This is a genomic window from Blautia sp. 1033sp1_1033st1_G9_1033SCRN_220408 (genome assembly GCF_040929965.1).
In the GTDB taxonomy this organism is placed as follows: domain Bacteria; phylum Bacillota; class Clostridia; order Lachnospirales; family Lachnospiraceae; genus Blautia_A; species Blautia_A ammoniilytica.
Genome location: NZ_JBFKZO010000003.1, coordinates 157,442 through 183,946 on the forward strand (window position 1 = coordinate 157,442; position 26,505 = coordinate 183,946).

Here is a 26,505-nt window from a genome sequence, read left to right on the forward strand (position 1 = left end):
TGTCCTCCTGTCTGCCGGATCACTCTACAGAAATAATGTAATAGTAAATAGGCTGTCCACCCATATTTACTTCTACTTCACAGTCCGGATATGCTGCTTCCAGCTCTTCTCCAAGCTTCTCGGCTTCTTCTTCAGGCACATCCTCGCCAAAGTAAATACTGATCACTTCTGCATCCTCTGTATCCATTGCAGCAACCGTATCTTTTGCTACATTGGTACGTCCTTTGCCTACTGCCAGGATACCATGATCTCCAATACCCATTATATCCCCTTCATGGATCTCTTTCTCATCCAGTCTGGTATCACGCACTGCATAAGTGATCTGGCCTGTCTGTACCATAGAGATCGCTTCTGTCATTGCTTCCAGATTCTCTTCCGGGCTCTTCTCAGGCACAAAGCTGATCAAAGCTGAAATACCCTGTGGAATAGTCTTTGTAGGCACAACAATAATGGTCTTGTCCTCTGTCAGATCCCTTGCCTGATTGGCAGCCAGAACAATATTCTTGTTATTAGGTAAAATATAGATGGTTTTTGCATTTACCTGATCAATAGCATTCAGCATATCTTCTGTGCTTGGATTCATGGTCTGTCCGCCTTCGATCAGATAGTCAACTCCAAGATCCTTGAAGATAGCAGAAAGTCCGCTTCCTACGGATACGGAAATAAATCCTACTTCCTTGGCCGGCTTTGTTTCTTTTGCTGCTTCTGCTTCTTCCTGCTCCCTGGCAAGCTTCTCTGCATCCTTGATCAGCTTCTCCTGATGCTCTTCGCGCATGTTATCGATCTTCATACGTGAAAGCGCACCATAGGTAAGTGCACGCTCAAATGCCTGACCCGGATGATTGGTGTGTACATGCACCTTTACGATCTCATCATCTGCTACCAATACAATGGAATCACCAATGGAATTCAGGAATTTCTTGAAGCTGTGAAGCTCCACATCCGGAAGCGGCTTATCCAGAAGAATGATAAACTCTGTACAGTAGCCAAACTTAATGTCCGCTTCTGCCTGGGGAGAAATCTTTGTAACAGCCGAACCTGCAGATGTTCCTGCAAACTCTGTATAATCAATCTCTTTTCCAAGGAATCCGTCAATAGCACCTCTGAACACCTCAAGAAGTCCCTGTCCGCCGGAATCCACAACGCCTGCCTCTTTCAGCACAGGCAGCATATCCGGTGTCCTGGCAAGAGTCTTCTCTGCATGATCAAAGATCTCAAGGAAAAACGGCTCCAGATCCTCTGCTGACTCTGCAATCTCAGCTGCCTTGATGGCTGCTTCCTTTGCTACTGTCAGGATGGTGCCCTCCTTAGGCTTCATAACTGCCTTGTATGCTGTCTCAACGCCCTTCTCCATTGCTGCGGCGATAGCTACTGCATCCAGCTCCTCCAGCATACGTACACCTCTTGTAAAACCACGAAGCAGCTGAGAAAGGATCACACCGGAATTACCTCTTGCGCCTCTTAAGGATCCGGAAGAAATGGCCTTTGCCAGTACCTCCATATTCATCTGGGAAATATTTCCTACTTCAGATGCAGCAGACATGATCGTCAGTGTCATATTGGTACCGGTATCTCCGTCAGGCACAGGAAATACGTTTAATTCGTTGATCCATTCTTTCTTCGCTTCCAGGTTCTTGGCACCAGCCAGAAACATCCTGGAAAGTACATTGGCATCTATGGTCTGTTTACTCACCACAAGTTCCTCCTCTTAATCCTAATCTATGGCACGCACGCCTTCTACGAAAATGTTGATCTTCTCAATCTCAAGTCCTGTGAAAGCTTCTACTTTATATTTTACATTGCTGACAAGATTATCTGCAATCGTACTGATATTCACACCGTATGCCACGATAACATGGAAATCCAGGCGAATCTTATTGTCCTCAGTAATCCGTACATTAATTCCATGCTTCAGGGAATCCCTGCGAAGCAGCTTAACAAGACCATCCTTCATGCTTACTGCTGCCATACCAATAATACCGAAGCACTCCACTGCTACACTTCCGGCATATGTGGCTATTACATCTGTATCAATGACAATCTGACCCAATCCGGAATCTATGCGTCCATTCATATGGTTTACCTCCATAAAATTCATATTCGTGTATCTGTATTATACCCTTTTTCATATCATTTCGCAATGATAGAGTTTTAACTCGTACCATCATATATCAAAAAACTTTCATTTTCAAGGCATTTTAACGGAGAAATAGATCTGTCTTTTAGCGGATAAACAAATTTGTCAAGAAATTATTTTATATTTTTCCTTTTTTTACTTGCAAAAGACCATTTCATCTGTTAAAATAAAATCTGTTGAAAAAAAGCGTCAAGGAGGTGCTATCATGGCTAAATGCGCTATTTGTGAAAAAAGTGCTCATTTCGGAAACAATGTGAGTCATTCCCATAGAAGATCCAATAAGATGTGGAAATCTAACGTGAAATCCGTCAGAGTTAAAACAGAAGGCGGCTCAAAGAAGATGTACGTATGTACTTCCTGCTTAAGATCCGGAAATGTAGAGAGAGCCTAAATGACACCTTACCCTCGCAGAGATGCGAGGGTATTTTTTTGCCATTTTATGTGAAAGGACCGCACTCCCCTTTTAAGATATGCGGTCCTAATACACAACGTATGAAGCTTAATGACAAAACATATGATAACCGCAAAGCATACAGGCGGCTGCCACCATAAAAACTAACAGGCTTTCTGTTACAAGAATCCCAATGACCATCCCGATCCCTATAAAGAACAGGATGAGTCCTAACAGTCTGTTCATCTCTATCCTTTCTTTCTGTGGGATTATTATATCTTATGCAGTTCCCCTGATTTTAGTATCTATTACCCCTGTTCTTCCTTTGGTTTTAGTATCTATTACTCCTGTTCTTCCTGATCTTTGGAAGCAGCTGTATCCGGTGCAAAGCGGTTTACAAAATCCGGAACCATATCAAGCACCTTGGTCAGCCCGTCCTGATTCTTAACATTTACAAGCTTTGTAGTACCATTCTGGATCACCAGTACTGCGCATGGACTCATCTTGCCAGCCAGACCGCCGCCGCCATTATTCTTCTTATCTCCTGCAAATGCTCCGGCACCTACGCCAAAGGAAACATCTACCAGTGGAAGGATAATGGTATCCCCAACATGGATCGCATCACCTACAACGGTTTTAGCTGCTACAAAGCCATCCATTCCTTTAAACAGGGAATTGACAGTTTCTTTAAAATTGTTTTCATTTTCCATAATTCAGATCCTCCTTATGTTTCCACTGGTTAATGATATGCTTTATATTTTTGTTAAAATAAATACGGATTCCTGTTCGCAGCAGGACGAATCCGTAGATCCGTCCTTTCATATTTATTTCCCCTTCCAGAAAACTCTCTTCATTTTCAAAAGCAGGAGAAACCTGGATACAGTTCTTATGAAGGGGAATGCTCATGCCAAGCACTGCAAGGATCATTCCTGTTACTGCCGGATTTTCGCACCCGAATGCTGCGTTTCCACTGATCTTGGTGGGAAAAATGTGTTTCAGAAGGTCTGTACACTGTTCCTTAATAAGGCCAAATGCTTCTTTCATTTCTTCTGACCTTAAAAAGCCCATCCACCATTTTGCCTTTTTCATGATGTGTGCAAATGTTTGCCTGATATTTTTAAGCTTTTTAAAAAATGTCCTAATCCTTTGAAGCACTGTTTTTAGTTTTGCCCTGATTCCAAGGAAAAATCCTTTTCTTTGTGAAGATTGAGATTTCTCAGGCTTTGGAGCAGGTGGTTCTTTGACCTTTCTGTTACCTGATGCTGTATCTGTCTGTTCTGAGTCTGTATGCATTGATACTGTCAGCTTTTCTTCTATTTGCGTTGGCATGGATGGCATTTCATCTGTCTGCTTAGAAACAGGCTTCTTTGGGGCGGTTACTGATTGTACCTGATCAGTTTCAGGCTTCTTTTTTCTTCTTTTTTTCTTTTTTCCAAACAGCGAGATACCAGCAAGCTTCAGACTGTGTTTTTCTTTTCCATCCTGATAACAGATCCGCAAGGATACCAGTCCTAAAAGCCAGCTGACCCTGGCTGTGCACCTGGCATGTTCCCAGTTTCCCCGGTCTTTGCTGCCCCACATCCGATAACGTACCGGACAGAACAGTATAAGAAGTATGACTGCCAAGGCAAGTCCGATCAACACGCCTGCCAGAATCAGTATGAACTTTATGATCGCCCATAATATATGTAACATACGCTCACCTGTTCTTAAAATAATCTTTTACCTGAAAATGACCGGTTGTCTCATAAATCTCTTTTATGATCCCTGCTGCCATATCAATAGCCGCATCCTTGCCTTTCTCCATCCCTACAATCGTAGGGCAGATCCTGGCATATGACTTCTGCACCAGCATAGATGCAGGAATGATCTCCAAAAGATTGCCTGGATTCTCTGACAAAGTGATCAGGTATACATCTACTGTAAGGTGCCCTGCATCAATCTTCTTACGGGTCTTCTTGGGATGCTTGATCCCTGCTCCTATATAATAGTCTGTGATCCATTTTGGCATAAGCCTGTCACCCCTTTATCTGTAATCTGAGCATACCCATATTATCCATGATCTAAACAGGGACTGCTGCACGGATCTGATCACGGATGCAGCAGTCCCTCCTTTAAAAATATTTCTGTCCTCTTGCCCACAGACCTGCACTTCGCATCTCCAGATACTCCTGGTATGCCTTTTCTACGATCTGCTTCTCATTGGAAAAACGCAGCAAATGGTAAATCTCATGAAACTTGTAATAGCCGGAATCCACGAAGAACTCTTCTCTTTGAGGCTTGCTATGATAATTATCAGCCGTCATAAGATACCAGTGTACTTCTTTACTTACCATATCTTCCGGAACTGTAAAATTATACTGGCTTTTCCCGATATATTTTACAATGGAAGCCTTAACATCTGCTTCTTCTTTTACTTCCCGCAGAGCAGTCTGCTCATGGCTTTCTCCCAGCTCCACTGTTCCCTTTGGTAATACCCATCCTTCATAACGGTTTTTGTAGGATTTGTAAAGTGCCAGAATCTTACCTCGATGAATTACCACACCGCCACAGCTCGTTGCTTCTATCATCTTGCAATCCCTCCTGTAATGCGTGTGTTTTACTGCTGTATAGTATACCTCTTTTTTAGAATACTGGCAACCATAAGTTATCAGGAAGCATAATATGCATCGAAAACCTGTCCCGCGATAGGCACTGCAGCTTCACTTCCTGCTCCGCCATTCTCAACGATCACCGCGATCACAAGTTCCGGATTATCTACATTCGTATAACCAACAAACCAGGAATGGCTGTCTCCCTGCTCATTAAACTCTGCAGACCCTGTCTTGCCGGCAACAGTATAGGACCTGCCATTCAACGCAGAAGCTGTACCTGAAGTCACTACCTGGCGCATCATTTTCCCAAGAAGATTGGCCTCATTGGAAGACATCAGCCTTTTGTAGGTACTGCTCTGTGTTCTTTTCACCAGATCACCGGAATCATTCTCGATCCGGTCGATCAGATAAGGCTTCATCAGCATACCATTATTAGCCACTGCAGCTGTGATCAGTGCCATATGCATAGGGGAAACCAGTGTTTCGCCCTGGCCGATGGCGGTTTGCATCACTGTAGAAGTGCCAGACTTTCCATCCAGGGTAAAACTGCTCTTCCTGTAGGAATTAAGAGGAAGTGCCTTATTAAATAAAAGATCCTCGGCAGTATTTCTGATGGATGAACCTCCCAGACTGATCCCTATATCTGCAAAAGCACAATTACAGGAATTTGCAAATGCACTGTAAAAATCTTCCTGTCCATGTACATGGCCATGATAACACTGAATGGTATGGTCTCCTACTGTAATACTTCCCTGACACATATAAGAATATCCTTCAAAGGTGCCTTTTGAGCGGAAATAATCAAGAGCAGTTACAATCTTGAAGGTTGACCCTGGAGGATAGGCTCCATTGGTAGCCCTGTTCAAAAGACTGCTGTCATTCTCATCATTTACAAGTATATCCCAGTTCTGTGACAATGTGTTGGGATCGAAATCAGGTCTGCTTACCTCTGCCAGGATCTTACCTGTAGAAGCCTCCAAAACGACCACTGCCCCTCTCCTGTCACCAAGGGCATTGTAGGCAGTCTGCTGTAATCTGGAATCTAACGTGGATACTACAGTATCTCCCATATTCTTCTGGTTCAGGAACTGATTCTTCATCTGATCCAGGAAAAAGGCATGGGAACTTAAAAGCGAGAAATTAGCCTCAGACTCCAGCCCGCTCTTGCCATTGGTATCATACCCGATCACATGGGCAAACATATTGGAGAAAGGATAATACCGTTCTTCTGTACCGTCCTCAGCCACATTGGTCTGTGCAAGTACCTGTCCGTCTGCGGACAAGATCTTTCCTCTTACCACACGGTCTGAAAAAGTGTCCTGTCTGGTATTGTACGGGCTATTAATAAAATCGTCACTTTTCACAGAATTAAAATAGATCAGATATGCGATCATACTGAAAAAAACAGCTGCAAAGAAATAAGAAACAAAGGCATATTCCCGATTTCTTTTCTTCTTTTTCTTAGTAATCTCCTTCTCTTTGCGCCTGTATTCTTTCTCTAGCTCTCTTTGCCGCTTCTTTTCGGAATCTCTCAATTTCTTCATCCTCGTCTTCTCTGTAAATATATATTCCCTGGATAATGGCAATCATAAGGAGGGTACTTACTACAGAACTTCCTCCATAAGCCACCAAAGGCAGGGTAACTCCGGTCATAGGGATAAATTTAGTAACACCGCCAATGGTCAGGAATACCTGGCAGGCATATTCCGTACCAAGTCCAAGTGCGATCAGCTTATAAAAAGGATTCTTGATTTGCAGTGCAATATTCAGGATCATCAGGAAAAAGCTCATGCATACAAGAATCAGGCAGATTGCAAATATACCGCCCAGTTCCTCACATATGGCGCTGAAAATAAAGTCATTCTTTACTACCGGGATCTTTTCAGGGGAACCCTGGCACAGCCCCATCCCAAACCATCCGCCTGTCCCAATGGCAAACAAAGACTGAACGATTTGGTATCCTTCATTCTTGTAAACAGCCATAGGATCCTTCCATGCGCTCACTCTCTGGCGCACATGGCCGAACAGGAAATAAGCAACCACTGCCGCCCCGCTTCCTCCTGCAACTCCGATTCCCAGAAGTGCCGGGCTTTTGGTAGCTACATAGATCATCACCAGATAGGCAGTAAAGAAGATCATTGCACTTCCAAGGTCCTTGGACAGTACAAGGATCCCTACGTGAAGGCCTGCGATCACAGTGGCCTGGATCACCTTTTTCAGGTTCACATCCCTCCATAAAAGAGATGCCATGAAAAATACAAAAGAAAGCTTAATGGCCTCTGAGGGCTGGATCCCCATCAGGGATAGCTTGGCCCCGTAGCTGGTCTTTGCCAGAAGAAAAACAGCTGCCAGAAGCACAACACCAATCCCTGCATATACCCAGGTCAGATTCTTAAGAAATTTCATCTTGCGGATCATAACCGGTATCAGAAGAGATACCACACTGCCTGCCGCTACGATCAGCAGCTGCTTATTGGCAGACTTGATATCCAGCCGGCAAAGCATAACAAATCCAATGCTTAACAGCATACACATATTATTCAGTAGAAGCAGCGACGCATTCTTGTAGATGATCCGGTACAGAATCTGGATCAGTGCAAAATAAACCATCATCTCCACATAAAACAGGATCACGCTGAAATCAAAGGTCTTCAGATAGATCACAAGAAATGCTGTAAAATCAATAAAGAAAATAAGCATCAGCTGCCTGGTAAGCATCTCCCGCCTCTCTTCCTGATCCTGTCTTCTTACCATATAAAAGCAATGAAAGGTATATACGATCATCAAAGTCAGGATCACATATTTTGACAGTTCAACAATAATATTAATCATAGGCCTTTACTGGGCTCCTCTTTTAAAATGTCCTTTTGTAAACTTCCGGTCCGGCACATCCTGTCCATTCCTGTAAGCGGCTGTAAAATCCTTCAGAATATGGACAGCTTCACCAGGAGACTCCATGGTAAAGGAAAGCCGCACTGAATCTATCCCCAGATTCTTTACCTGCCTGCTTTCTTTCAGAAGTCCAAAAGGAAGTGTATTGTAAATGATATTATAACAGGGCAGAATTTTTTCTGTATTTCCTGTTTTCCAGGGATCGCATTCACATACAACAGGAAACAGATTCTCATATCGATCCTTCAGATATACATCTGCCCTGTCTTTCTTTATTTTCTGCTGTGTGCAGTCAGTTTTCTTGCAGCTATATACATTCCTGCGGACACACTGTGCAGAATACATCAGTGGCAGATAACCATAAACCAGCATCTCACTGCCTTGATTATCCCTGTGTCCCAATTCTCCCTGATTTAATTCCAAGGGGACCGTATTGCCAAGCACCTTCTGCGCTCTCCAGAAATCCACAGCCTGATTGTTCCAGGTATAAAGAGTATGGTCGATCCTGCATTTTTCTCCATATCCCATTTCGGAAAGCATGGCATAGGATTCCAGATTACGTACCAGGAATCCTTTCATCCCCTTTGCAAGCCAGCCTGGTATCTTCTCCTGCACTATATCTGGCATCTGACCTCTGGTAATATAAGGCAGGGCAAGATACATGGAAATCCCTGCTCTGACTCCTTTATCAAGGAAAAATTCCATCAGATCAAAAGGCAGGTACATGCCTTGAAAACCACCAGTCTTCAAAAGTGCCTGTGCAGTATCCCTGTCTTCACAAGATACACTGATCCCCGGAGAGTGAAGTATGCTCTTCTGACTGTCTGTCAAAGCAGAGGGAAGCTTTCCTGTAAGGCTGCGGCGGTAGGGCTTAAGCAATTCTTCCTGAAGCTTGGTAAGCGCATCCCTGCGAATCTGGTTCAATGCACTCATAGGCACAAAAATACTGTCCTCCATCTGGATCTTAAGATCTCCCCAGACAAACGGTGTATTTCCCAGCTTCTCCATCTGCTGCCGGATCCGCTCCTGTGCCATAGGATTATTTCTCGCATACTGAACCTCTCCGCCAGAGACTGTTACCTTCTTACCCTGGCAGGTTATTTCCAGTATAACAGGACTTCCGGGAAAAAGTATTAAATTCCCATAAATTTTTTCTTTACTTTTTCTTAGATTCAGGGAAACCTCCCCTGTTTTCTTCTCATTAGAAAAGGCCATCATGGAAGGTCCGCCCTGCATTTTATAATAGCCTGTACAAGATCCGCCCCTATTAAAGAGATCCAGCAGATATTTCCTGTCTTTTTCTTCCACATGATAGGATTCTTTTCCATTCTTTTCCAGAAGATCCAGATATTTCCTGTATACAGCCGTCACTCCTGCTGTATACTCTGGCTGTTTCATCCGTCCTTCTATCTTAAGAGAAGTCACTCCTGCTTCCAGGATCTCCGGTAATATCTCAATGGTGCAGATATCTTTCAGGCTTAACGGGCACATCTGGCCTTTACCTTTATAATTCTTTCTTCCGTCCAGGGAGGTATCATAAGGAAGGCGGCAGGGCTGTGCACATCTGCCTCTGTTACCGCTTCTGCCGCCAAGAATACTGCTCATCAGACACTGGCCGGAATAGCTGTAGCACAAAGCCCCATGTACAAATGCTTCGATCTCCAGGCTGCTTTCCTGATGCATTCTTTCCAGTTCTTTAAGGGTCAGCTCCCTGGCTGCCACCACTCTGACCGCTCCCTGCTGTTCAAGAAATCTCATCCCCTTAGGTCCTGTTACTGCCATCTGAGTGCTGGCATGAAGATGAAGCAGGGGAAAAGCTTCTTTTAATGCTGTAAAAACTCCAAAATCCTGTATGATCACTCCGTCCAGCCCAGCCTGGTAAAAAGGCTGAAGATACGGGATCAATTCCTCATAAAGTTCTTTATTCTTTAAAAGGGTATTCACTGTAAGATACAGCTTTTTTCCATAAATATGTGCTGTATCAATTGCCTGAAGCAGTTCTTCATCTGAAAAATTTCTGGCATAGGCTCTGGCTCCAAACCTGGTGCCTCCTACATATACTGCATCTGCACCTGCGCCCAAAGCCGCTTCAAAGCCCTGATACGAGCCTGCCGGTGCCAGCAGTTCTATCTTTCTGTCCTGACCCAATATGCTCCCTCCTATAAAAAAGAGGATTACCTGTAAGCAATCCCCCTCGTTCTTATTTCAGCATTTCATCCAGTTCTTTTTCCAGTTCCTTTACTTTGCCTTCCAGACGGTTCTTCTGGTCAATCGCATCCTGCTCTGTCTTTCTGGCTTCCTCCATCTGTATTTTCAGCGAAATCAGTTCATGCTTCAGATCATACATCTCCTGATCCTTCTGCTGCAGATCCTGTTCATAAGTCTCTACCTGCTTTCTTGCCTTAAAATAATCATCTGTAATATTCAGGCTGAGAAGGGTATGCTTCGTCTCCATGGGCTGTCTGCTATAACCTGGCATCTCGCTAAGCTCTGACAGCTTTCTGTTCATATAATTCGCAACCTGCTGAAAATACTCAGAAGATTCGTAACCTCCCAATGTAATGATTTTCCCGCCGATAATAACCTGCGCCGTATTTTTGACCGCCATCCGTACAAGCCTCCTGCTTTTCTTCTATCTGTAATCATTTAACCAATATAAATGGAATAATTTCTCTTTTTGGCACTTCTGCCGTTCTATTATAATCGAAATGTGTAAAAATGTATAGCATTATTTTTCGGATGGTATGGGATACCCCAGATGTTCATAAGCTGCGGCAGTTGCAATACGCCCTCTTGGGGTTCTTCCAAGAAATCCATTCTGCAGAAGATAAGGCTCATATACATCCTCCAGTGTACCTGCATCTTCTCCTAAGGCTGCTGCCAGTGTTTCCAGACCCACAGGACCTCCCTGAAAATTACGGATCATAGTCTGAAGGATCCGTCGATCCAGCTTATCCAGTCCATAGGAATCCACTTCTAACAAGTCCAGTGCAAAATTCGCCACTTCCAGTGTGATCCTTCCGTCATATTTTACCTGAGCAAAATCCCTGACCCTTTTCAAAAGGCGGTTAGCAAGACGGGGAGTACCTCTGGATCGCTTGGCAATCTCAGCAGCTCCCTTTGGATCAATTTCTACTCCAAGTACCTGTGCAGAACGAATTACAATAGTTGTCAGCTCCTGCTGGCTGTAAAACTCCAGATGATGCACCACCCCAAAACGATCCCGTAAAGGTGCCGATAAAAGGCCTGCCCTTGTGGTGGCTCCTACCAGTGTAAACCTGGGAAGATCCAGACGGATGGATCTGGCCGACGCCCCCTTACCGATCATAATATCAATGGCAAAGTCCTCCATAGCAGGATAAAGAACCTCCTCCACCTGCCGGTTCAGCCTGTGGATTTCATCTACAAACAATACATCCCCTTCCTGAAGATTATTCAGTATAGCTGCCATCTCACCCGGCTTCTCAATAGCCGGCCCTGACGTCACCTTCAGGTGGGTGCCCATTTCATTGGCAATAATACCGGAAAGTGTAGTCTTTCCAAGTCCCGGAGGACCGTAAAACAATACGTGATCCAAAGCATCATGTCTTTGCTTTGCTGCTTCTATGTATATCCGCAGGGTATTTTTGGTTTTTTCCTGTCCGATGTACTCCTCCAGGGTTCTTGGACGAAGGCTTCCTTCCAGCGTATAGTCTTCTTCTGTTACATCTGTGGTAATGATCCTGTTCTCCATTTCTTATATTCCCCTTATCTGACGTCAGAAATTCTTAAGAGCTGCTTTCAGAATCTCTTCCACATTCTCCAGATCCACCCCTGCAACAGATCGCACTGCCGCATAAGCCTCTGTGCTGCTGTATCCCAAGGCTGTCAATGCTTCTACCGCTTCTCTTTTGGCATCCGTCATGCCGTCTGAGGATACCACTATCCCTGCGGTCTCATGGGACAGCTTCTGTTCAAAGGCTTCTTCAAGGCTTAACTTATCACGAAGTTCCAGGATCAGTTTCTGGGCAGTCTTTTTCCCGATGCCAGGAGCCTTAGAAACAGTCTTGGCATCATCTGCCAGAATGGCGAATCTTAGTTCATCTGCAGACAGGCCGGACAGAACTCCCAAAGCTCCCTTGGGGCCAATGCCATTCACCCCAAGCAAAAGCCTGAACATAGAAAGATCATCTTTCTGAAGAAATCCAAAAAGAACCATAGCATCTTCCCTCACCTGGAAATACGTATGTATTTTATATTCTTCACCCATATGGATCCTGGAAAGGTCATTTCCTGTCATAAAGATCTCATAGCCAATGCCATGATTCTCAAGGATCACAGATGTTTCTGTCATATCTGCTGCTTTTCCCTTAACAAATGAAATCATGAAGTGCTCCTTAAATCCATAAATTTGTTTTATCATACCACAGGTCAGGAAAAAGTGCAAACATCCATTCGATAAAACAAAGCAGACAAATCCGGCTCAAGTTTCTCAATCCCTGAATTCATATGAAAGACCGCCCCACAGCTTAGCAGGACGGTCTTTCATGTTACAGCTATTTTGTTAGGATTACCGGATGATCCCTCTTGGACAGACTTCTTTACATTGACCGCATCCCGTACATTTGTCAGGATCGATCTGTGCGCAGAAATCTGTTACAGTGATAGCTCCATTCGGGCAGGTCTTCTCGCATTTCTTACAGCCAATACAGCCTACATCACAAGCAGAAGTTACTGCTTTACCCTTTGCATGGGAACTGCATCCCACAAAAATCTGCTGTTCGTATGGAATCAGCTGGATCAGATGTCTTGGACACTTTGCCACACACTTCCCACAGGCTTTACAGGCTTCCCGGTCCACCACTGCCACACCATCGATCACATGGATAGCATCAAAAGGACAGACCTTTACGCAGCTTCCAAAGCCAAGGCAGCCATAAGTGCACATCTTAGCGCCGCCATTTGGCACAAAAGCCATCATCTCGCAGTCTTCCACGCCGGTATACTGATAATAATCCTTTGTTTTATCACAGGTACCTTTGCACTTTACATATGCAGTCTGGCGGATACTTTCTCCTGCTTCCTGTCCCATAATACCGGCAATGATCTTGCCTACCGGTTCGCCGCCTACCGGACAACGGTTCACTGGCGCCTCTCCTTTTGCAATGGCAGCTGCAAGACCGTCACAGCCCGGATATCCGCATCCACCACAGTTATTCCCAGGAAGGGCCTCCCGGATCGCAACTTCTTTTTCATCTACTTCCACAGCAAACTTCTTCCCTGCAGCCCCAAGGAAAATACCAATAAAAAGGCCAACAAGGGCAACGAGTACAGTTGCTGTTACAATCGCCCCAATATTCATCTTACACCCTCCTTAAATCAGTCCGGAAAATCCAAAGAATGCAATGGCCATAAGACCGGCTGTGATCAGCACGATAGGAAAGCCCTGGAATGACTTTGGAATGTTGTTATATGCAATTTTCTCACGGATACCGGCCATAAGTACAATGGAGATCGTAAATCCCACTGCAGTGGCAAAGCCGTTTACAGTTCCCTGAAGGATCCCGTAATCCTTCTGTACATTGATCAGGGCCACACCAAGAACTGCACAGTTAGTAGTAATCAGCGGAAGATACACACCCAGGGCCTTATAGAGGGCCGTCATGTTTTTTTTCAGAAACATCTCCACAAACTGTACCAGTGCTGCAATGATCAGGATAAATACGATGGTCTGCAGATAGGTCAGATCCAGCGGTACAAGAATGAACTTGTAGATCAGGCTTGTAACAAAGGAAGACAATGTGATAACAAAAATAACAGCGCCGCCCATTCCAGCAGCTGTATTTGTAGTCTTAGACACACCAAGGAATGCACAAAGCCCAAGGAATTGGCTAAGTACCACATTATTAACAAGCGCTGCACTTACAATGATCAAAAGCATTTCTTTCATGATTCTTTGCCTCCCTTCCCACTGCACATGGTATTGCCGCAGGCAGCACATCCGCCGCCGCATCCGGAACCGGAATTACTTGGATCGATTCCCCGCTTTGCAGCACCAATCTTAAATTTATTCTGGATGGCCGAAAGGGCTGCAAGTACAAAAAATGCACCTGGTGCAAGAACAAAGATGGTAACCGGCTGATAACCGCCTTTACCTGCCGCATCTGCCAGTGGGATGATCTGATGTCCGAAAAGAGCACCTGCGCCAATCAGCTCCCTCACTGCGCCGATGCAGGTAATACTTACCGTGAAACCAAGTCCCATACCAATGCCGTCAAACAGGGATGCAACCGGCGGATTCTTGGATGCATAGGCCTCTGCCCTTCCAAGGATGATACAGTTTACCACGATCAGCGGAATGTAAATACCAAGGGAAGAATAAAGGGTTGGTATAAAGCCCTGGAGAAGCATCTGAACAATTGTAACAAAAGAAGCAACTACAACAATATATGCGGGCATCCTGACTCTGTCTGGAATGAAATTACGCAGAAGGGAGATCATCAGATTGGAGGCCGCCAGGATCACTGTGGTGGTAAGCCCCATACCAATACCATTCACAGCTGAGGTGGTGATTGCCAGTGTTGGACACATGCCCAGCAGCAGCACAAATGTAGGGTTTTCTTTTATGATTCCGTTATAAAGCCGTTCTGAAGGCGAATTCTGTTTCATCACTGATTGTCCCCCTCTCCTGCCAGCTGCATCTCATAACGATAAGCACACAGTCCGGCATTTACGCCGTTTGTCATGGCATTTGTAGTAATAGTAGCACCGCTTAATGCATCGATCTGATCAGCCCCGGCTGCTCCGGTCTTGGTATATGTGATCTTCTCTGTCTTTCTGTCCTTGAACTGGTCTTTAAAGTCGTCCGTATCTGCACGCATACCCATGCCTGCAGTCTCGCTGATAGAAAGGAAGGAAATACCTGTCATAGTACCATCGTCCTTTACTCCCATAGCAAATTTAATATCTCCGCCATATCCTTCAGATGTGGTAATGGTAAACGCATAACCAAGGACATTACCTGAATCATCCTTTGCAAGCATCACTTCGTTGATGCTTTCACCTTGATATCCCTGATCATCCAGATAAGCTTCCAGATCCGGATCCTCTGTATCGGTTAAAGTTTCAAAAGAAGCTGCATCTGCAAAAACAGCTTTATAGGCCTCTGACTTTTCTTTGGCTTCCTGCTTTGCAATAGGATCCGCAGTAATATCATGAACCAATCCCAGGAGAAGACCTGAGATCAGTGTGATCACAGTCAGGGCAATGGCATCTTTTACGATTCTGTTACTCATGTTTTTTCCCTCCTTTTCCAAAGGCGGTAGGACAGGTAAAACGTTCGATCTGCGGCACAAGAAGATTGCAGAAAATGATCGCATAGGAAACACCCTCTGCTGAAGCGCCAAACAGGCGGAACACACCGGTAACAATACCCAGACAGATACCGTATACATACTGCCCCTTTTGCGTGATCGGCGATGTTACATAATCAGTTGCCATGAACCATGCACCTAGCATCAGACCGCCGGAAAACAGTTCACTAAGCAGATAATTCATATCAAAGCCCTTTCCCCAAAAGCAAAGGTACAGGACTACAAAAACAGAAAATGTACCCAGATATGTAAGCGGGATCTTCAGATCGATCACCTTAAAGGTAAGAAGGATCACTGCACCCAAAAGGATCGCCAGTGCAGAAGTCTCGCCAATGGTTCCCTGTATATTTCCCACAAAAAGATTCCTGATAGGAACAGACCCAGAAACAAACCCATGATCCTTTAATGCTGCCAGTGGTGTAGCACCTGTCACAGTATCCACCACTCCCTTAAAACTGTCTGAAACAGAAAAGTCTGTCATCCTTGCAGAAAAAGAAATCAACAGGAAACATCTGGCAGCCAGAGCAGGATTCATAAAGTTCTGTCCTAATCCTCCAAACAGCTGCTTTACAACAATAATTGCAAAAACACTTCCAAGCACCGGTATCCATAAAGGAATGGAAACCGGCATATTCATGCCAAGCAAAAGTCCTGTAACAGCTGCACTCCAATCCTTTACTGTGTTAGGTTTATGCATGAAATGATCGTAAACCCACTCTGAACAGACTGCTGACAAAACAGACACACACAGCACAAGGAGAGCCCTAAGTCCAAAATTCCATACACCTACTGCAGCTGCCGGAAGCAGTGCCACAAATACCATCTGCATTATTTTTGCTGTTGTCATCCTGTCTCTTACATGAGGATTGGATGACACATGTAACATTTCTCCCATAATGTATGCCCCCTCTATTTCTTTCTACGGTTTGCAAGAACAATCTTACGCATGGACTTAATGCTTTGGGTCAGCGGACGCTTTGCAGGACAAATGTAACTGCAGCATCCACATTCACAGCATTCCATACCATCCATCTTCTGGAAGCCTTCCAGATCCCCATGTTCTGCAAGTGTTGCCAGTCTTGAAGGCATTACATGCCCGGGACAGACTTTTACGCATCGTCCGCAGTTAATACATGCAGTAGCTTCTGATTCGGAAGCAGGATCCTCTGCCATACAAAGAAGTGCGGAGCTTGTCTTTGTACAGGGTACATGCAAATCAAACATGGCAAATCCCATCATTGGACCACCACTGATCACTTTTTTAACATTGTCTTTCAAACCGCCGGCTGCCTGCACCAGCTCCTCCACATTGGTACCGGTAAGCACTTCATAATGTGCAGGATGGCTGATACCGTCACCTGTAATGGTAATGATCCTGCTCATAACCGGGCGTCCCAGCAGTACAGCATTACAGATAGCTACCATGGTCTCTACGTTATCAACCACACACCCCACATCTGCCGGGAGCATGGAAGAATTGATCTCTCTGCCAGTCACTGCATAGATCAAAGTACGCTCACCACCCTGAGGATATTTTGTCATCAGTTCTTTTACTTCGATCCGTGGAATATCCTGTACCAACTCCTTCATCTTCCGGATGCAGTCCGGCTTATTATCCTCAATACAGATGCAGCCCTTGGCATGTTCAAAAAGGGTAAGCACGATCCTCAGCCCGTCCACCACCTTCTGCGGCTCGTCCATCATCCTGCGGTAATCACTGGTAATGTAAGGCTCACATTCTGCCCCGTTCACCAGGATATATTCGATCTTATCAGGATCCTTAGGAGACAGCTTGACCTGGGTGGGAAAGCCTGCACCGCCCATACCCACAACGCCGCCTTCACGGATCCTGTCCAGGATCTCTTCTCTGGACAGATCTTCCAGTCTGGCTGGCACGAATTCTGCTTCTTTATATTCTCCGTCATTCTCAATGATAATGGAACTGACCATAGAACCAGTCGAGGTCAACCGTGGCTCAATCCCCTTTACTGTACCGGATACGGATGCATGCACAGGGGCAGATACAAAACCGCCTGCTTCAGCAATGACCTGACCTGCCAGCACATGATCTCCTTTAGTTACCAGCGGCTTGGCCGGTGCACCGATATGCTGGGAAACCGGATATACCAGTTCTCCTTTAGGCAGATACTTTTCTGTAGGACATTCTTTTGACATGTCTTTTCCGTCAAAAGGATGCACGCCGCCTTTAAAGGTTAAAAATCCCATACTCTTTATTGCCTCCTCCAGTTTATTTTATTTAGCTTCGTGTTCCTGCCGTTCTTTTCTGTGCAGCTTGTAACCTCTGTTCAGATTCGGATATGACTTCACGAAACGTTTTATATTATGACCAAATTTACCGGCCATACTTTCTTTGTATTTCCGAAGCTCTTTGTTGATGTCAGCCATGATGGCAGCCCTTTTCTTCTCAAGCTCCACAAGTACTGCCGGATAATCCGGCTTTAAGGATATTTTCTCTTTCAGTGCCTGCCTTGTAACCCCCATAGACTCTTCCAAGGCATCCATCTTCTGCCTGCCTTTCAGCAAAAGTTCTCCCTGCATCTGCTCCAGAGCCTGCTCCCATGCCGGAATGCGATCTCGCAAATGGAAAGCTGCTGCTGCAGAAAAGCAAAAATCCACTGCGTATACAACTACGATCACATAAATCACAATCTCTCCCACCCTCTGAGGATAAAGAGCAACGATCTTCTCTACTGCCGGATGAAGGATCTTAAATAACCCCACTGTAAAAAATCCCCACCCGACGGAAGCTCCCAAGCAGATCCGACCCTGGAAATTAAACTTCTTATCGCTATAATCCCACCAAGAAGTATGGAAAATGTTCTCCATCAGCACAGCAGTTACATACTCCAGGGCAGTAGCCACGATAACGCCTCCAAAGTACAGAATCAGCAGGTTCTCCTGAAACGGATACAGCACCAGATAAACAGCCAGGGCACCACATCCGTAAATCGTACAAAAAGGGCCATTAATAAAACCACGGTTCACCCATTCCCCTTCCTTTGCAGACACATAGCAGGTCTCCCAAAGCCAGCCTAAAAAGCTGTATATAAAAAACCAGCTGACAAGATGATACATGTCTATGCCTCTAATTGTCAAACTCCACATATGCTCCCCTTTCACAACTTTATCTTTTTATTACTATAACTCATTTTATGAAAAAATTCACTACCATTTTCAAAAAAATTTGTTTATAATAAATAAAAATACATAAAAAGGAACGAGATCAATGATTGTTAAAAAAATGCCGATTTTACAAGGTTTTCCAGACTTTGAGTGTGTCAGAAAATTATCAATTTCAACCGGTCAAACCTCTGATTTCAACCCTGTTTTTTATGATATCGAAACCACCGGACTATCACGAAATTCCACTTTTTTATATTTGATTGGAGTTATCTATTATACCGGTGAAACCTGGCAGATGTGTCAGTGGATGGGCGAATCCCCACAGCAGGAAGAAGAAATTCTCACTGCTTTTTCATCCTTCCTTAAGCCTTTTACCTGCTCCATCCAGTATAATGGGGATCAGTTTGACCAGCCTTATCTTGAAGCACGGCTGGCAGCCCATCAGATGGAAAATCCTTTTACAGAACTTTCTTCTGTTGATCTATATAAGAAATTAAAGCCTGTGAAGGCCCTTCTGAAGCTTCCTGGCATGAAGCAGGAGCAGATGGAAAATTTCCTTGGTATTTCCGCCAGACAGTACTGTAACGGAGGAGAATGTATCCATTTATACAAAGATTACATCAAAAACCAGGATCCGGCACTTCTTTCCTCTTTGCTTGGACACAACCAGGAAGACCTTCTCGGACTTGGCAGCGTCTATGAAATGATGGCCTATCTCTGTCTTCTTGATGGCAGATACACATGCACGGATCTTACCTGTACATCGGACAATCTTATCCTTTCGCTTGAGCTTCCTTATCCCCTTCCTGTTGCCTTTTCCAACAAAATTCAGGATTTTTATATAACAGGAGAAGGGAAAAAAGTTCGTATCCTGATAAATACTTATCAGGGCAAAGCCAGACAATATTATATGAATTACAAGGAATATGATTATATTCCAGGAGAAGATACCATAATGCCCAAAAGCCTGACCCGCTTTATGGACAAAAGCTTGCGAAAGCCAGCCACCAAAAACAACTGTTATACCTGGTTTGACTGCACAGGCGCTTTTCTTACAGATCCGGCCATTCAGAAAAAATACCTGGAGCACACTTTGCCCTGGATCATTCAAACCATTCATTAATGCAGAATAACGCTTACAAATTCTCTTTGATCATGCAAAAAGCCATACAAAAACCGCAGTCAAACCAGATGAACACTCAACTGATTTAACTGCGGTTAATTATTTCTTTGTATTAATCTCTTTGTATGAGCAAAGCATCAGTGTCAAATGATCGATACTGTTTGCTTCGTCCCAAGCAACTTGCCTGGCAGCAGCAGATAGATTATTCTTCTACCGGCTCTTCCTCCTCTGCAGGAGCAGCACTCTCAAGTGCTTTCATGCTAAGGCTGATCTTCTTGTCCTCGCCATTAAAATCAACAACCTTTGCTGTGATCTCCTGACCGATGGATAATACATCAGATGGCTTTGCAACATGCTCACGGGAAATCTGTGATACATGAAGAAGAGCGTCAACACCAGGTGCAAGTTCAACAAATGCACCAAAGTCTGTCATACGTGCAACCTTGCCAGTTACTACATTACCTACTGCAAATTTCTCATCTGCTGTAAGCCATGGATTCTCCTCAGGGAACTTCAGAGAAAGGGCAATCTTGTCACCATTGATATCTTTGATCAGAACAGTCAGCTTCTCTCCAACTGTGAATACTTTCTTAGGATTCTCAACTCTGCCCCAGGACATCTCAGAGATGTGAAGAAGTCCGTCAGCTCCGCCAAGATCAATAAATGCACCGAAATCTGTAACATTCTTAACAACGCCTTCTACCTTATCGCCAACATGGATCTTCTCCATAAGCTCTTTCTGTTTCTGAGCCTTCTCAGCAACCAGAAGCTGCTTGCGATTACCAATAATACGACGTCTTCTAGGATTAAACTCAGTGATCACAAACTCGATCTCCTGTCCTGCATATTTGGACAGATCCTTCTCATATGTGTCAGATACCAGGCTGGCAGGAATAAATACTCTTGTCTCCTCAACATTCACGCATAAACCGCCATCAAGTACCTGTGTTACAGGTGCTTTGAGAACTTCCTGGCTCTCAAATGCCTCTTCAAGGCGCTTGTTGCCTTTCTCTGCTGCAAGTCTCTTGTATGTGAGGATAACCTGACCTTCACCATCATTAACTTTCAGTACCTTTGCTTCCATTGTATCACCTGGATGAACAACTTCTGTTAATACAACATTTGCATCATTAGAGTACTCGCTCTTTGTAATGATACCGTCTGCTTTATAGCCGATATTCAGAATGATCTCGTCCTCTTTCACATCAATGACAGTACCCTGTACAATCTCTCCATTCCTAATAGTTTTTACGGAATCTTCCAGCATTTGTTCAAAACTTAATTCTGACATGTTCTTGAACCTCCTCAATAATTTTCTTTGGGGTGGAAGCCCCTGCTGTAATACCTACATAACTACTGCATTGGAACATTTCAGAATCCAAGTCTACAGGTGTTTGTATATAGTAAGTATTTTCACATTCCTTTTTACATATTTCAAACAGCTTTTGAGTATTGGAACTATGTCGGCCGCCAACAACCAGCATAGTGTCTACCTCTCCGGCTATGTGTTTTGCTTCTTTCTGCCGTTCTTCGGTAGCATTACAAATAGTGTTTAAAATATTGAGAATATTTAAAACAGTATTATCATACCTCTTTTTCCTAAGAATTTCAACTAAATCTTTAAATTTGTTGTAATTAAATGTCGTCTGAGACACAACACAGATCTTTTTACCCATAATTGGTACAAATTGATCTGCATCTTCCTTGTTACGGATCACGGTGAAAGGTCCTGTGCACCAGCCGCAGATCCCCTGCACTTCCGGATGCTCACGATCACCAATGATCACGATCTGTGATCCTGCCAGGCTTTCTCTCTCTACGATCCGATGGATCTTCAGTACAAAAGGACAGGTGGCATCTACATAATCCAGACCCTGTGCTTTGATCCTGTCGTATACATTCTTCCCCACACCATGGGATCGGATCACCACAGTTCCTTCCTGAATCGTCTCCAGCTGGTCTTCCTGGATCACCTGGACTCCTTTTGTCTCCAGGTCTTCCACCACACCCTCATTATGGATGATCGGTCCTAGAGTATAAATCGGTGCCACATTCTGGCTGATCAGCTCATATACCTTATCAACAGCCCTTTGCACGCCAAAACAAAAGCCTGCTGTCTTTGCAGTTACTACTTTCATTAGTCTTCCGCCTTTTCCCGGTAAATATCCAGGATCCGCTGTACTACCTGAGAAATGGTCATATCTGAGGAATCCACAAGCACTCCGTCCTCTGCCTGACGAAGGGGTGAGATTTCCCGCGTCATATCCCTGTGATCCCTGTCGCGGATATCCTGGCAGATTTCTTCAATACTGTGTTTTTCTCCCTTGGCTTCCAACTCCAGGGCACGTCTTTTCCCTCGTGTTTCTACGCTGGCAGTAAGGAAGATTTTTACCTGTGCATCCGGAAGTATGGTAGTACCAATATCCCTTCCATCCATAACCACATTATTCTCTGCTGCCAGAGAACGCTGAAGCTGGAACAGATGCTGGCGTACTGCCGGGACTGCGGAAACCACAGAAGCCATATTACCCACTTCTTCTTTACGGATCTGGCTGCTCACATCCCTGTCATTCAGCCATACCTGCTGTTCCCCATCCACATAACGGATAGAAACATGGGCATCCTGGCATTTTTCACTGATCTGGTCTTTCTGCTCAGCAGTGATGCCAAGCTCCATAAGATATAATGCTACAGCCCGGTACATAGCTCCTGTATCTACGTAGATAAAAGAAAGCTCTTTTGCCACAGCCCTGGCAATTGTACTTTTTCCGGCACCTGCCGGGCCGTCAATGGCTATATTAAAACCCATTTTCAAGTTCCCTCCTTGTAACCATCTAATTCATTCAATTTTACGGGATGGCCTGTGCTGCCAGATAAGCGGTAGACCAGGCGATCTGAAGATTGTAGCCACCGGTAACGCCATCAAGATCCAGTACCTCTCCTGCAAAATATAAGCCTTTCATTTTCTTTGATTCCATTGTCTGTGGGACTATCTCCTTTACAGAAACGCCGCCTCTGGTGATGATTGCCTCCTTAAACTCACCCATACCGGTTATGGTAAAAGGAAATGCTTTCACTACCTCTTCAAAATGCATCCTTTCCTCCCTGGATATATCATGGATCACTTTATCTCCCGGAATCCCGCCAAGAAGCAGCATAACAGGGGTAAGGGAAGAAGGAAACATATGCCCGATCACATTTTTAAACTGTCGGTTCTGTCCACCTTCAAATTCCCGGAGAACTCTGGCATCCAACTGCTCATTTGAAAGAGCAGGCTTCAGATCCAGATATCCTTTCAGTTCTTCTCCCTTGTCCAGATATCTGCCCAGATGCGCACTAGCGGAAAGAATCATAGGGCCGGTTACGCCAAAATGAGTAAACATCATCTCCCCAAAGTCCTGGTAAACCACCTTTTTGCCTGATTTCACAGTAAGCTGTGTGTTCTTCAAGGAAAGCCCCTGCATCATGGGAATATAATCTTCCTTGGTCTTCAGTGGAACAAGTGATGGGGAAAGTCTGGCAATGGTATGTCCTGCATCTTTAGCAAAGCGATACCCATCACCTGTGGAACCGGTAGCCGGGTAAGATAAGCCTCCTGTAGCAATAATCACTGCATCCGCTTCCAATACTTTCCCATGATCAAGGATCACGCCTTCCACATGGTCATCATGAAACTGCAGTTCTTTTACCTTCGTATTCAAATGAATCTGTACGCCTGCCTTTTTCAGTTCTTTTTCCAGGGCTCGGATAATATCTGAAGAATGGTCTGACACAGGAAAAACCCTGCCTCCCCGTTCTACCTTTAAAGGCACCCCTGCTTCTTCAAAGAAGGTATATACATCCTGATTGGTGTAAGTATAAAATGCGCTGTACAGAAACTTTCCATTACTCATCATTGCAGGAAAAAGCTCTTCCACATCACAGGCATTTGTAACATTACACCTGCCTTTTCCTGTAATATATAATTTTTTCCCTAGTTTTTCATTTTTCTCCAGGATATGAACCTGATGCCCCAGTCTTCCGGCATGAACGCCTGCCATCATCCCTGCAGCACCGCCGCCTATGATCAAAACTCTGCTCATAAATTCTCAACTTTCTGTTTTCTGTGTCTCAGTATGGTGATATGGCCTGTTGGAACCATCACTACCTATAAAAAGTAAGGGGTTGTTGTATAAGCCTGCAAACTTATGCCTGCTTATACCCCACCCCCTTATCAATCTGCAAAGCTGCGAAATGTATTCTGTAACTGAAGCGTTACATCATTTCATTATACCGGATATGCTCCGTTCTTTGTATCTGCTTTTGTTTCATCAACCTTTGTTTCCTGAGCCTGACGATATTTGAAGAACTCAGTTGCAACCTGCGGGAACAGTGCATAGGACAGAACATCCTCATCCTGCTCCTTATACTGTGCCATCTCGCTTTCAAGCTTATCCAGCTCATTGTCAAGAAGGTCAGCCGGACGGCATGTGATCGGTGTTGTATCGCCGATGCACTTCTTCTGTACTTCTTCGTTAAACGGTTTTGCTGTAGCACCATATTTACCGGAGAGTACATCCTTTGTCTCTTTTGTTACCATCTTGTATCTCTCGCCAAGGATCACGTTGAATACAGCCTGGGTACCAACGATCTGGGATGACGGAGTAACAAGCGGCGGCTCACCAAGATCTTTACGAACACGTGGAACCTCTTCCAGAACATCATAGAATTTGTCTTCTGCATGCTGTTCCTTCAGCTGAGAGGTCAGGTTAGAAAGCATACCGCCTGGTACCTGATACAGAAGAGTCTTGATATTTACGCCAAGGTTCTTAGGATTGAGAAGGCCGCTGTCAAGAGCTTCATCACGCATTGGGCGGAAGTAATCAGCAATCTCAGCCAGAAGCTTCTGGTCAAATCCTGTGTCATATGGTGTGCCCTTAAAGGTTTCAACCATAACCTCTGTTGCTGGCTGGGAAGTACCAAGTGCAAACGGAGACATAGCTGTATCAATAATATCTACACCAGCCTCAACAGCCTTCAGATATGTCATGGAAGCAACACCTGAAGTGTAATGTGTATGAAGATCGATGGGGATCTTTACAGTCTCTTTCAGGGCTGTTACAAGCTCTGTAGCCTTGTATGGAAGAAGAAGACCAGCCATATCCTTGATGCAGATGGAATCAGCGCCCATCTCCTCGATACGTTTTGCCATGGTTGTCCAGTATTCCATTGTATAAGCATCACCCAGTGTATAGGAAAGAGCTACCTGTGCATGGCCTTTTTCTTTGTTAGCAGCCTTAACTGCTGTCTGAAGATTACGAAGATCATTCATACAGTCAAAAATACGGATGATATCAATACCATTTGCAAGGGATTTCTGTACAAAATACTCTACCACATCATCTGCATATGGACGATATCCAAGGATATTCTGTCCACGGAAAAGCATCTGCAGCTTTGTATTTTTGAATCCGTCACGTAATTTACGAAGTCTGTCCCACGGATCCTCTTTCAGAAAACGAAGGCAGGCATCATAGGTAGCACCACCCCAGCACTCTACTGCGTGATAGCCAACCTGATCCAGTTTATCAACAATGGGAAGCATCTGTTCTGTGGTCATACGTGTTGCGATCAGGGACTGATGTGCATCACGGAGAATGGTTTCCACAATTTTAACAGGTTTTTTTTCAATTTCTGCCATGATTGTACTCCTTATATTATTCTAAAATATTAAACTCCATAAATAGCCATAAATGTACCGGCTGCTACTGCTGTACCGATAACACCTGCCACATTGGGTCCCATAGCATGCATGAGAAGGAAGTTGGTAGGATCTGCCTCTGCACCAACCTTCTGGGATACACGGGCAGCCATAGGCACAGCGGATACACCTGCAGAACCGATCAACGGATTGATCTTGCCGCCGGAAAGCTTGCACATAAGCTTACCAAGCATAACACCGCCAAATGTACCAAATGCAAATGCCACAAGACCAAGAACTACGATCTTCAGTGTAGCAACATTGAGGAATGCTTCAGCACTTGTAGATGCACCTACAGAAGTACCCAGAAGGATAACTACGATGTACATCAAAGCATTGGATGCTGTCTCTGTCAGCTGTTTTACAACGCCAGACTCTCTGAACAGGTTACCAAGCATCAGCATACCTACAAGAGGAGCTGTGGTAGGAAGAATCATACATACTACGATGGTGATCACGATTGGGAAGAGGATCTTCTCAAGCTTGGATACAGGACGAAGCTGATCCATTCTGATCTTACGCTCTTCTTCTGTTGTAAACAACTTCATGATCGGAGGCTGGATGATAGGCACAAGGGACATATAGGAATATGCCGCCACAGCGATAGGTCCCATCAATGAGGACTGTCCCAGCTTACCTGCAAGGAAAATAGATGTAGGACCATCTGCACCGCCGATAATGGAAATAGCTGCTGCTGCCTTTCCGTTGAAGCCAAGGAAGATGGCAAGGAAGTAAGCAACATAAATACCAAGCTGTGCAGCTGCACCCATGATAAAGCTCTTAGGATTGGCGATCAGCGGACCAAAATCTGTCATCGCACCTACACCCATGAAAATAAGGGATGGTAAAATACTCCACTCATCCAAAATGTAAAAATAGTGAAGAAGTCCACCTACACCATTGGACATATCTTCCGGATTAGCCATAATATCCGGATAAATATTAACCAAAAGCATACCAAATGCGATGGGAACCAGAAGAAGCGGTTCAAATCCCTTTGCAATAGCCAGATAAAGGAATACGCATGCAACCACGATCATCAGGTAATTGCCCCATGTCAGATTAAAAAATGCTGTCTGGTGAAGCAGGTTGGACAAAGTATCTGTTACATAAGACATCTGAATACCTCCCG

Annotated in this window: 28 protein-coding genes; 2 read left to right on the forward strand and 26 right to left on the reverse strand. The window is 44.6% G+C overall.

Features of this window, described 5'->3' with window-relative positions:
- Positions 1 to 19 precede the first annotated feature (19 nt).
- Both AB5916_RS03725 and AB5916_RS03730 read right to left on the reverse strand, forming a co-directional pair.
- A complete protein-coding gene (locus tag AB5916_RS03725; RefSeq protein WP_368189304.1) occupies positions 20 to 1,693 on the reverse strand; it encodes a DAK2 domain-containing protein in 1,674 nt (557 codons plus the stop codon).
- A 21-nt stretch (positions 1,694 to 1,714) separates the two neighbouring features.
- Positions 1,715 to 2,074: an Asp23/Gls24 family envelope stress response protein gene (locus AB5916_RS03730; RefSeq protein ID WP_158420365.1), complete on the reverse strand. Its 360-nt coding sequence runs from the start codon at positions 2,072 to 2,074 to the stop codon at positions 1,715 to 1,717.
- A 268-nt stretch (positions 2,075 to 2,342) separates the two neighbouring features.
- Here AB5916_RS03730 and rpmB point away from each other — a divergent pair, with 268 nt between their 5' ends.
- A complete protein-coding gene (gene rpmB / locus AB5916_RS03735) occupies positions 2,343 to 2,528 on the forward strand; it encodes a 50S ribosomal protein L28 (RefSeq protein WP_158420364.1) in 186 nt (61 codons plus the stop codon).
- Between the two features lie 108 nt (positions 2,529 to 2,636).
- Here rpmB and AB5916_RS03740 read toward each other — a convergent pair whose 3' ends face one another.
- The 18 genes from AB5916_RS03740 to AB5916_RS03825 all read right to left on the reverse strand — a co-directional run bounded on the left by AB5916_RS03740 (position 2,637) and on the right by AB5916_RS03825 (position 18,492).
- The gene (locus AB5916_RS03740; RefSeq protein ID WP_173726589.1) at positions 2,637 to 2,774 is read right to left on the reverse strand and encodes a hypothetical protein; all 138 of its coding nucleotides are present in this window, start codon (positions 2,772 to 2,774) and stop codon (positions 2,637 to 2,639) included.
- A gap of 95 nt (positions 2,775 to 2,869) precedes the next feature.
- Positions 2,870 to 3,238: a GerW family sporulation protein gene (locus AB5916_RS03745; protein ID WP_158420363.1), complete on the reverse strand. Its 369-nt coding sequence runs from the start codon at positions 3,236 to 3,238 to the stop codon at positions 2,870 to 2,872.
- Complete coding sequence (locus tag AB5916_RS03750; protein WP_368189305.1) at positions 3,228 to 4,223, reverse strand: DUF2953 domain-containing protein; 996 nt, start codon at positions 4,221 to 4,223, stop codon at positions 3,228 to 3,230. The genes AB5916_RS03745 and AB5916_RS03750 overlap by 11 nt, the downstream gene beginning before the upstream one ends.
- 4 nt (positions 4,224 to 4,227) lie before the next feature.
- Entirely contained in the window at positions 4,228 to 4,539 is a 312-nt protein-coding gene (locus tag AB5916_RS03755) for a hypothetical protein (RefSeq protein ID WP_158420361.1), read from the reverse strand.
- Between the two features lie 103 nt (positions 4,540 to 4,642).
- Entirely contained in the window at positions 4,643 to 5,098 is a 456-nt protein-coding gene (locus AB5916_RS03760) for an NUDIX hydrolase (protein WP_158420360.1), read from the reverse strand.
- A gap of 80 nt (positions 5,099 to 5,178) precedes the next feature.
- A complete protein-coding gene (locus AB5916_RS03765) occupies positions 5,179 to 6,666 on the reverse strand; it encodes a peptidoglycan D,D-transpeptidase FtsI family protein (RefSeq protein WP_368189306.1) in 1,488 nt (495 codons plus the stop codon).
- Positions 6,584 to 7,954, reverse strand: a complete 1,371-nt coding sequence (locus AB5916_RS03770; RefSeq protein ID WP_173726592.1) for an FtsW/RodA/SpoVE family cell cycle protein — start codon at positions 7,952 to 7,954, stop codon at positions 6,584 to 6,586. The genes AB5916_RS03765 and AB5916_RS03770 overlap by 83 nt, the downstream gene beginning before the upstream one ends.
- A 6-nt stretch (positions 7,955 to 7,960) precedes the next feature.
- Positions 7,961 to 10,162, reverse strand: a complete 2,202-nt coding sequence (locus tag AB5916_RS03775; protein ID WP_368189307.1) for a U32 family peptidase — start codon at positions 10,160 to 10,162, stop codon at positions 7,961 to 7,963.
- Positions 10,163 to 10,214: 52 nt separating this feature from the next.
- On the reverse strand, positions 10,215 to 10,622 hold the full coding sequence (zapA, locus tag AB5916_RS03780; protein ID WP_368189308.1) for a cell division protein ZapA: 408 nt from the start codon (positions 10,620 to 10,622) through the stop codon (positions 10,215 to 10,217).
- 120 nt (positions 10,623 to 10,742) lie between these two features.
- The gene (ruvB, locus tag AB5916_RS03785) at positions 10,743 to 11,747 is read right to left on the reverse strand and encodes a Holliday junction branch migration DNA helicase RuvB (protein ID WP_368189309.1); all 1,005 of its coding nucleotides are present in this window, start codon (positions 11,745 to 11,747) and stop codon (positions 10,743 to 10,745) included.
- Between the two features lie 24 nt (positions 11,748 to 11,771).
- Positions 11,772 to 12,380 (reverse strand): Holliday junction branch migration protein RuvA, encoded by a 609-nt coding sequence (gene ruvA, locus AB5916_RS03790; RefSeq protein ID WP_158420354.1) that lies wholly within the window; start codon positions 12,378 to 12,380, stop codon positions 11,772 to 11,774.
- Positions 12,381 to 12,563: 183 nt separating this feature from the next.
- Complete coding sequence (locus AB5916_RS03795; RefSeq protein WP_173726594.1) at positions 12,564 to 13,355, reverse strand: RnfABCDGE type electron transport complex subunit B; 792 nt, start codon at positions 13,353 to 13,355, stop codon at positions 12,564 to 12,566.
- 12 nt (positions 13,356 to 13,367) lie between these two features.
- Positions 13,368 to 13,943: an electron transport complex subunit RsxA gene (gene rsxA / locus AB5916_RS03800; RefSeq protein ID WP_158420352.1), complete on the reverse strand. Its 576-nt coding sequence runs from the start codon at positions 13,941 to 13,943 to the stop codon at positions 13,368 to 13,370.
- Positions 13,940 to 14,662, reverse strand: a complete 723-nt coding sequence (rsxE, locus tag AB5916_RS03805; protein WP_158420351.1) for an electron transport complex subunit RsxE — start codon at positions 14,660 to 14,662, stop codon at positions 13,940 to 13,942. Before rsxE ends, rsxA begins: the two co-directional genes overlap by 4 nt.
- Positions 14,662 to 15,288 (reverse strand): RnfABCDGE type electron transport complex subunit G, encoded by a 627-nt coding sequence (locus AB5916_RS03810; protein WP_368189310.1) that lies wholly within the window; start codon positions 15,286 to 15,288, stop codon positions 14,662 to 14,664. Before AB5916_RS03810 ends, rsxE begins: the two co-directional genes overlap by 1 nt.
- Entirely contained in the window at positions 15,281 to 16,261 is a 981-nt protein-coding gene (locus tag AB5916_RS03815; RefSeq protein ID WP_368189311.1) for an RnfABCDGE type electron transport complex subunit D, read from the reverse strand. The genes AB5916_RS03810 and AB5916_RS03815 overlap by 8 nt, the downstream gene beginning before the upstream one ends.
- Before the next feature lie 14 nt (positions 16,262 to 16,275).
- Entirely contained in the window at positions 16,276 to 17,592 is a 1,317-nt protein-coding gene (rsxC, locus tag AB5916_RS03820; protein WP_158420348.1) for an electron transport complex subunit RsxC, read from the reverse strand.
- Between the two features lie 27 nt (positions 17,593 to 17,619).
- On the reverse strand, positions 17,620 to 18,492 hold the full coding sequence (locus tag AB5916_RS03825) for a putative ABC transporter permease (RefSeq protein WP_368189312.1): 873 nt from the start codon (positions 18,490 to 18,492) through the stop codon (positions 17,620 to 17,622).
- Positions 18,493 to 18,628: 136 nt separating this feature from the next.
- Here AB5916_RS03825 and AB5916_RS03830 point away from each other — a divergent pair, with 136 nt between their 5' ends.
- Positions 18,629 to 19,633, forward strand: coding sequence for a ribonuclease H-like domain-containing protein (locus AB5916_RS03830; RefSeq protein WP_368189314.1), 1,005 nt, complete (start codon positions 18,629 to 18,631; stop codon positions 19,631 to 19,633).
- A 202-nt stretch (positions 19,634 to 19,835) separates the two neighbouring features.
- Here the strand turns inward: AB5916_RS03830 and rpsA are convergent, their stop codons facing one another.
- The 6 genes from rpsA to AB5916_RS03860 form a co-directional block, all read right to left on the reverse strand.
- Complete coding sequence (gene rpsA, locus AB5916_RS03835) at positions 19,836 to 20,924, reverse strand: 30S ribosomal protein S1 (RefSeq protein WP_158420345.1); 1,089 nt, start codon at positions 20,922 to 20,924, stop codon at positions 19,836 to 19,838.
- Positions 20,905 to 21,771 (reverse strand): 4-hydroxy-3-methylbut-2-enyl diphosphate reductase, encoded by an 867-nt coding sequence (gene ispH, locus AB5916_RS03840; RefSeq protein WP_368189315.1) that lies wholly within the window; start codon positions 21,769 to 21,771, stop codon positions 20,905 to 20,907. The genes rpsA and ispH overlap by 20 nt, the downstream gene beginning before the upstream one ends.
- On the reverse strand, positions 21,771 to 22,442 hold the full coding sequence (gene cmk, locus AB5916_RS03845) for a (d)CMP kinase (RefSeq protein ID WP_158420343.1): 672 nt from the start codon (positions 22,440 to 22,442) through the stop codon (positions 21,771 to 21,773). The genes ispH and cmk overlap by 1 nt, the downstream gene beginning before the upstream one ends.
- A 40-nt stretch (positions 22,443 to 22,482) precedes the next feature.
- A complete protein-coding gene (locus tag AB5916_RS03850; RefSeq protein ID WP_368189317.1) occupies positions 22,483 to 23,715 on the reverse strand; it encodes an NAD(P)/FAD-dependent oxidoreductase in 1,233 nt (410 codons plus the stop codon).
- Positions 23,716 to 23,900: 185 nt separating this feature from the next.
- A complete protein-coding gene (locus AB5916_RS03855) occupies positions 23,901 to 25,313 on the reverse strand; it encodes an oxaloacetate decarboxylase subunit alpha (RefSeq protein WP_158420341.1) in 1,413 nt (470 codons plus the stop codon).
- A gap of 29 nt (positions 25,314 to 25,342) precedes the next feature.
- Complete coding sequence (locus AB5916_RS03860; protein ID WP_158420340.1) at positions 25,343 to 26,491, reverse strand: sodium ion-translocating decarboxylase subunit beta; 1,149 nt, start codon at positions 26,489 to 26,491, stop codon at positions 25,343 to 25,345.
- Positions 26,492 to 26,505: the final 14 nt, after the last annotated feature.

What these genes read in the sequence shown, in the direction of transcription:
- AB5916_RS03765 (WP_368189306.1), bottom strand. Translation starts at nt 6,666, where the DNA reads ATGAAGAAATTGAGAGATTCCGAAAAGAAGCGGCAAAGAGAGCTAGAG.
- ruvB (WP_368189309.1), bottom strand. Translation starts at nt 11,747, where the DNA reads ATGGAGAACAGGATCATTACCACAGATGTAACAGAAGAAGACTATACG.
- AB5916_RS03830 (WP_368189314.1), top strand. Translation starts at nt 18,629, where the DNA reads ATGCCGATTTTACAAGGTTTTCCAGACTTTGAGTGTGTCAGAAAATTA.
- AB5916_RS03860 (WP_158420340.1), bottom strand. Translation starts at nt 26,491, where the DNA reads ATGTCTTATGTAACAGATACTTTGTCCAACCTGCTTCACCAGACAGCA.
- ruvA (WP_158420354.1), bottom strand. Translation starts at nt 12,380, where the DNA reads ATGATTTCATTTGTTAAGGGAAAAGCAGCAGATATGACAGAAACATCT.
- cmk (WP_158420343.1), bottom strand. Translation starts at nt 22,442, where the DNA reads ATGGGTTTTAATATAGCCATTGACGGCCCGGCAGGTGCCGGAAAAAGT.
- rpmB (WP_158420364.1), top strand. Translation starts at nt 2,343, where the DNA reads ATGGCTAAATGCGCTATTTGTGAAAAAAGTGCTCATTTCGGAAACAAT.
- AB5916_RS03825 (WP_368189312.1), bottom strand. Translation starts at nt 18,492, where the DNA reads ATGTGGAGTTTGACAATTAGAGGCATAGACATGTATCATCTTGTCAGC.
- AB5916_RS03750 (WP_368189305.1), bottom strand. Translation starts at nt 4,223, where the DNA reads ATGTTACATATATTATGGGCGATCATAAAGTTCATACTGATTCTGGCA.
- ispH (WP_368189315.1), bottom strand. Translation starts at nt 21,771, where the DNA reads ATGAAAGTAGTAACTGCAAAGACAGCAGGCTTTTGTTTTGGCGTGCAA.
- rsxC (WP_158420348.1), bottom strand. Translation starts at nt 17,592, where the DNA reads ATGGGATTTTTAACCTTTAAAGGCGGCGTGCATCCTTTTGACGGAAAA.
- AB5916_RS03810 (WP_368189310.1), bottom strand. Translation starts at nt 15,288, where the DNA reads ATGAGTAACAGAATCGTAAAAGATGCCATTGCCCTGACTGTGATCACA.
- AB5916_RS03755 (WP_158420361.1), bottom strand. Translation starts at nt 4,539, where the DNA reads ATGCCAAAATGGATCACAGACTATTATATAGGAGCAGGGATCAAGCAT.
- rsxE (WP_158420351.1), bottom strand. Translation starts at nt 14,662, where the DNA reads ATGAAACAGAATTCGCCTTCAGAACGGCTTTATAACGGAATCATAAAA.
- AB5916_RS03795 (WP_173726594.1), bottom strand. Translation starts at nt 13,355, where the DNA reads ATGAATATTGGGGCGATTGTAACAGCAACTGTACTCGTTGCCCTTGTT.
- AB5916_RS03740 (WP_173726589.1), bottom strand. Translation starts at nt 2,774, where the DNA reads ATGAACAGACTGTTAGGACTCATCCTGTTCTTTATAGGGATCGGGATG.
- AB5916_RS03850 (WP_368189317.1), bottom strand. Translation starts at nt 23,715, where the DNA reads ATGAGCAGAGTTTTGATCATAGGCGGCGGTGCTGCAGGGATGATGGCA.
- AB5916_RS03760 (WP_158420360.1), bottom strand. Translation starts at nt 5,098, where the DNA reads ATGATAGAAGCAACGAGCTGTGGCGGTGTGGTAATTCATCGAGGTAAG.
- rsxA (WP_158420352.1), bottom strand. Translation starts at nt 13,943, where the DNA reads ATGAAAGAAATGCTTTTGATCATTGTAAGTGCAGCGCTTGTTAATAAT.
- AB5916_RS03815 (WP_368189311.1), bottom strand. Translation starts at nt 16,261, where the DNA reads ATGGGAGAAATGTTACATGTGTCATCCAATCCTCATGTAAGAGACAGG.
- AB5916_RS03730 (WP_158420365.1), bottom strand. Translation starts at nt 2,074, where the DNA reads ATGAATGGACGCATAGATTCCGGATTGGGTCAGATTGTCATTGATACA.
- AB5916_RS03855 (WP_158420341.1), bottom strand. Translation starts at nt 25,313, where the DNA reads ATGGCAGAAATTGAAAAAAAACCTGTTAAAATTGTGGAAACCATTCTC.
- rpsA (WP_158420345.1), bottom strand. Translation starts at nt 20,924, where the DNA reads ATGTCAGAATTAAGTTTTGAACAAATGCTGGAAGATTCCGTAAAAACT.
- AB5916_RS03770 (WP_173726592.1), bottom strand. Translation starts at nt 7,954, where the DNA reads ATGATTAATATTATTGTTGAACTGTCAAAATATGTGATCCTGACTTTG.
- AB5916_RS03745 (WP_158420363.1), bottom strand. Translation starts at nt 3,238, where the DNA reads ATGGAAAATGAAAACAATTTTAAAGAAACTGTCAATTCCCTGTTTAAA.
- zapA (WP_368189308.1), bottom strand. Translation starts at nt 10,622, where the DNA reads ATGGCGGTCAAAAATACGGCGCAGGTTATTATCGGCGGGAAAATCATT.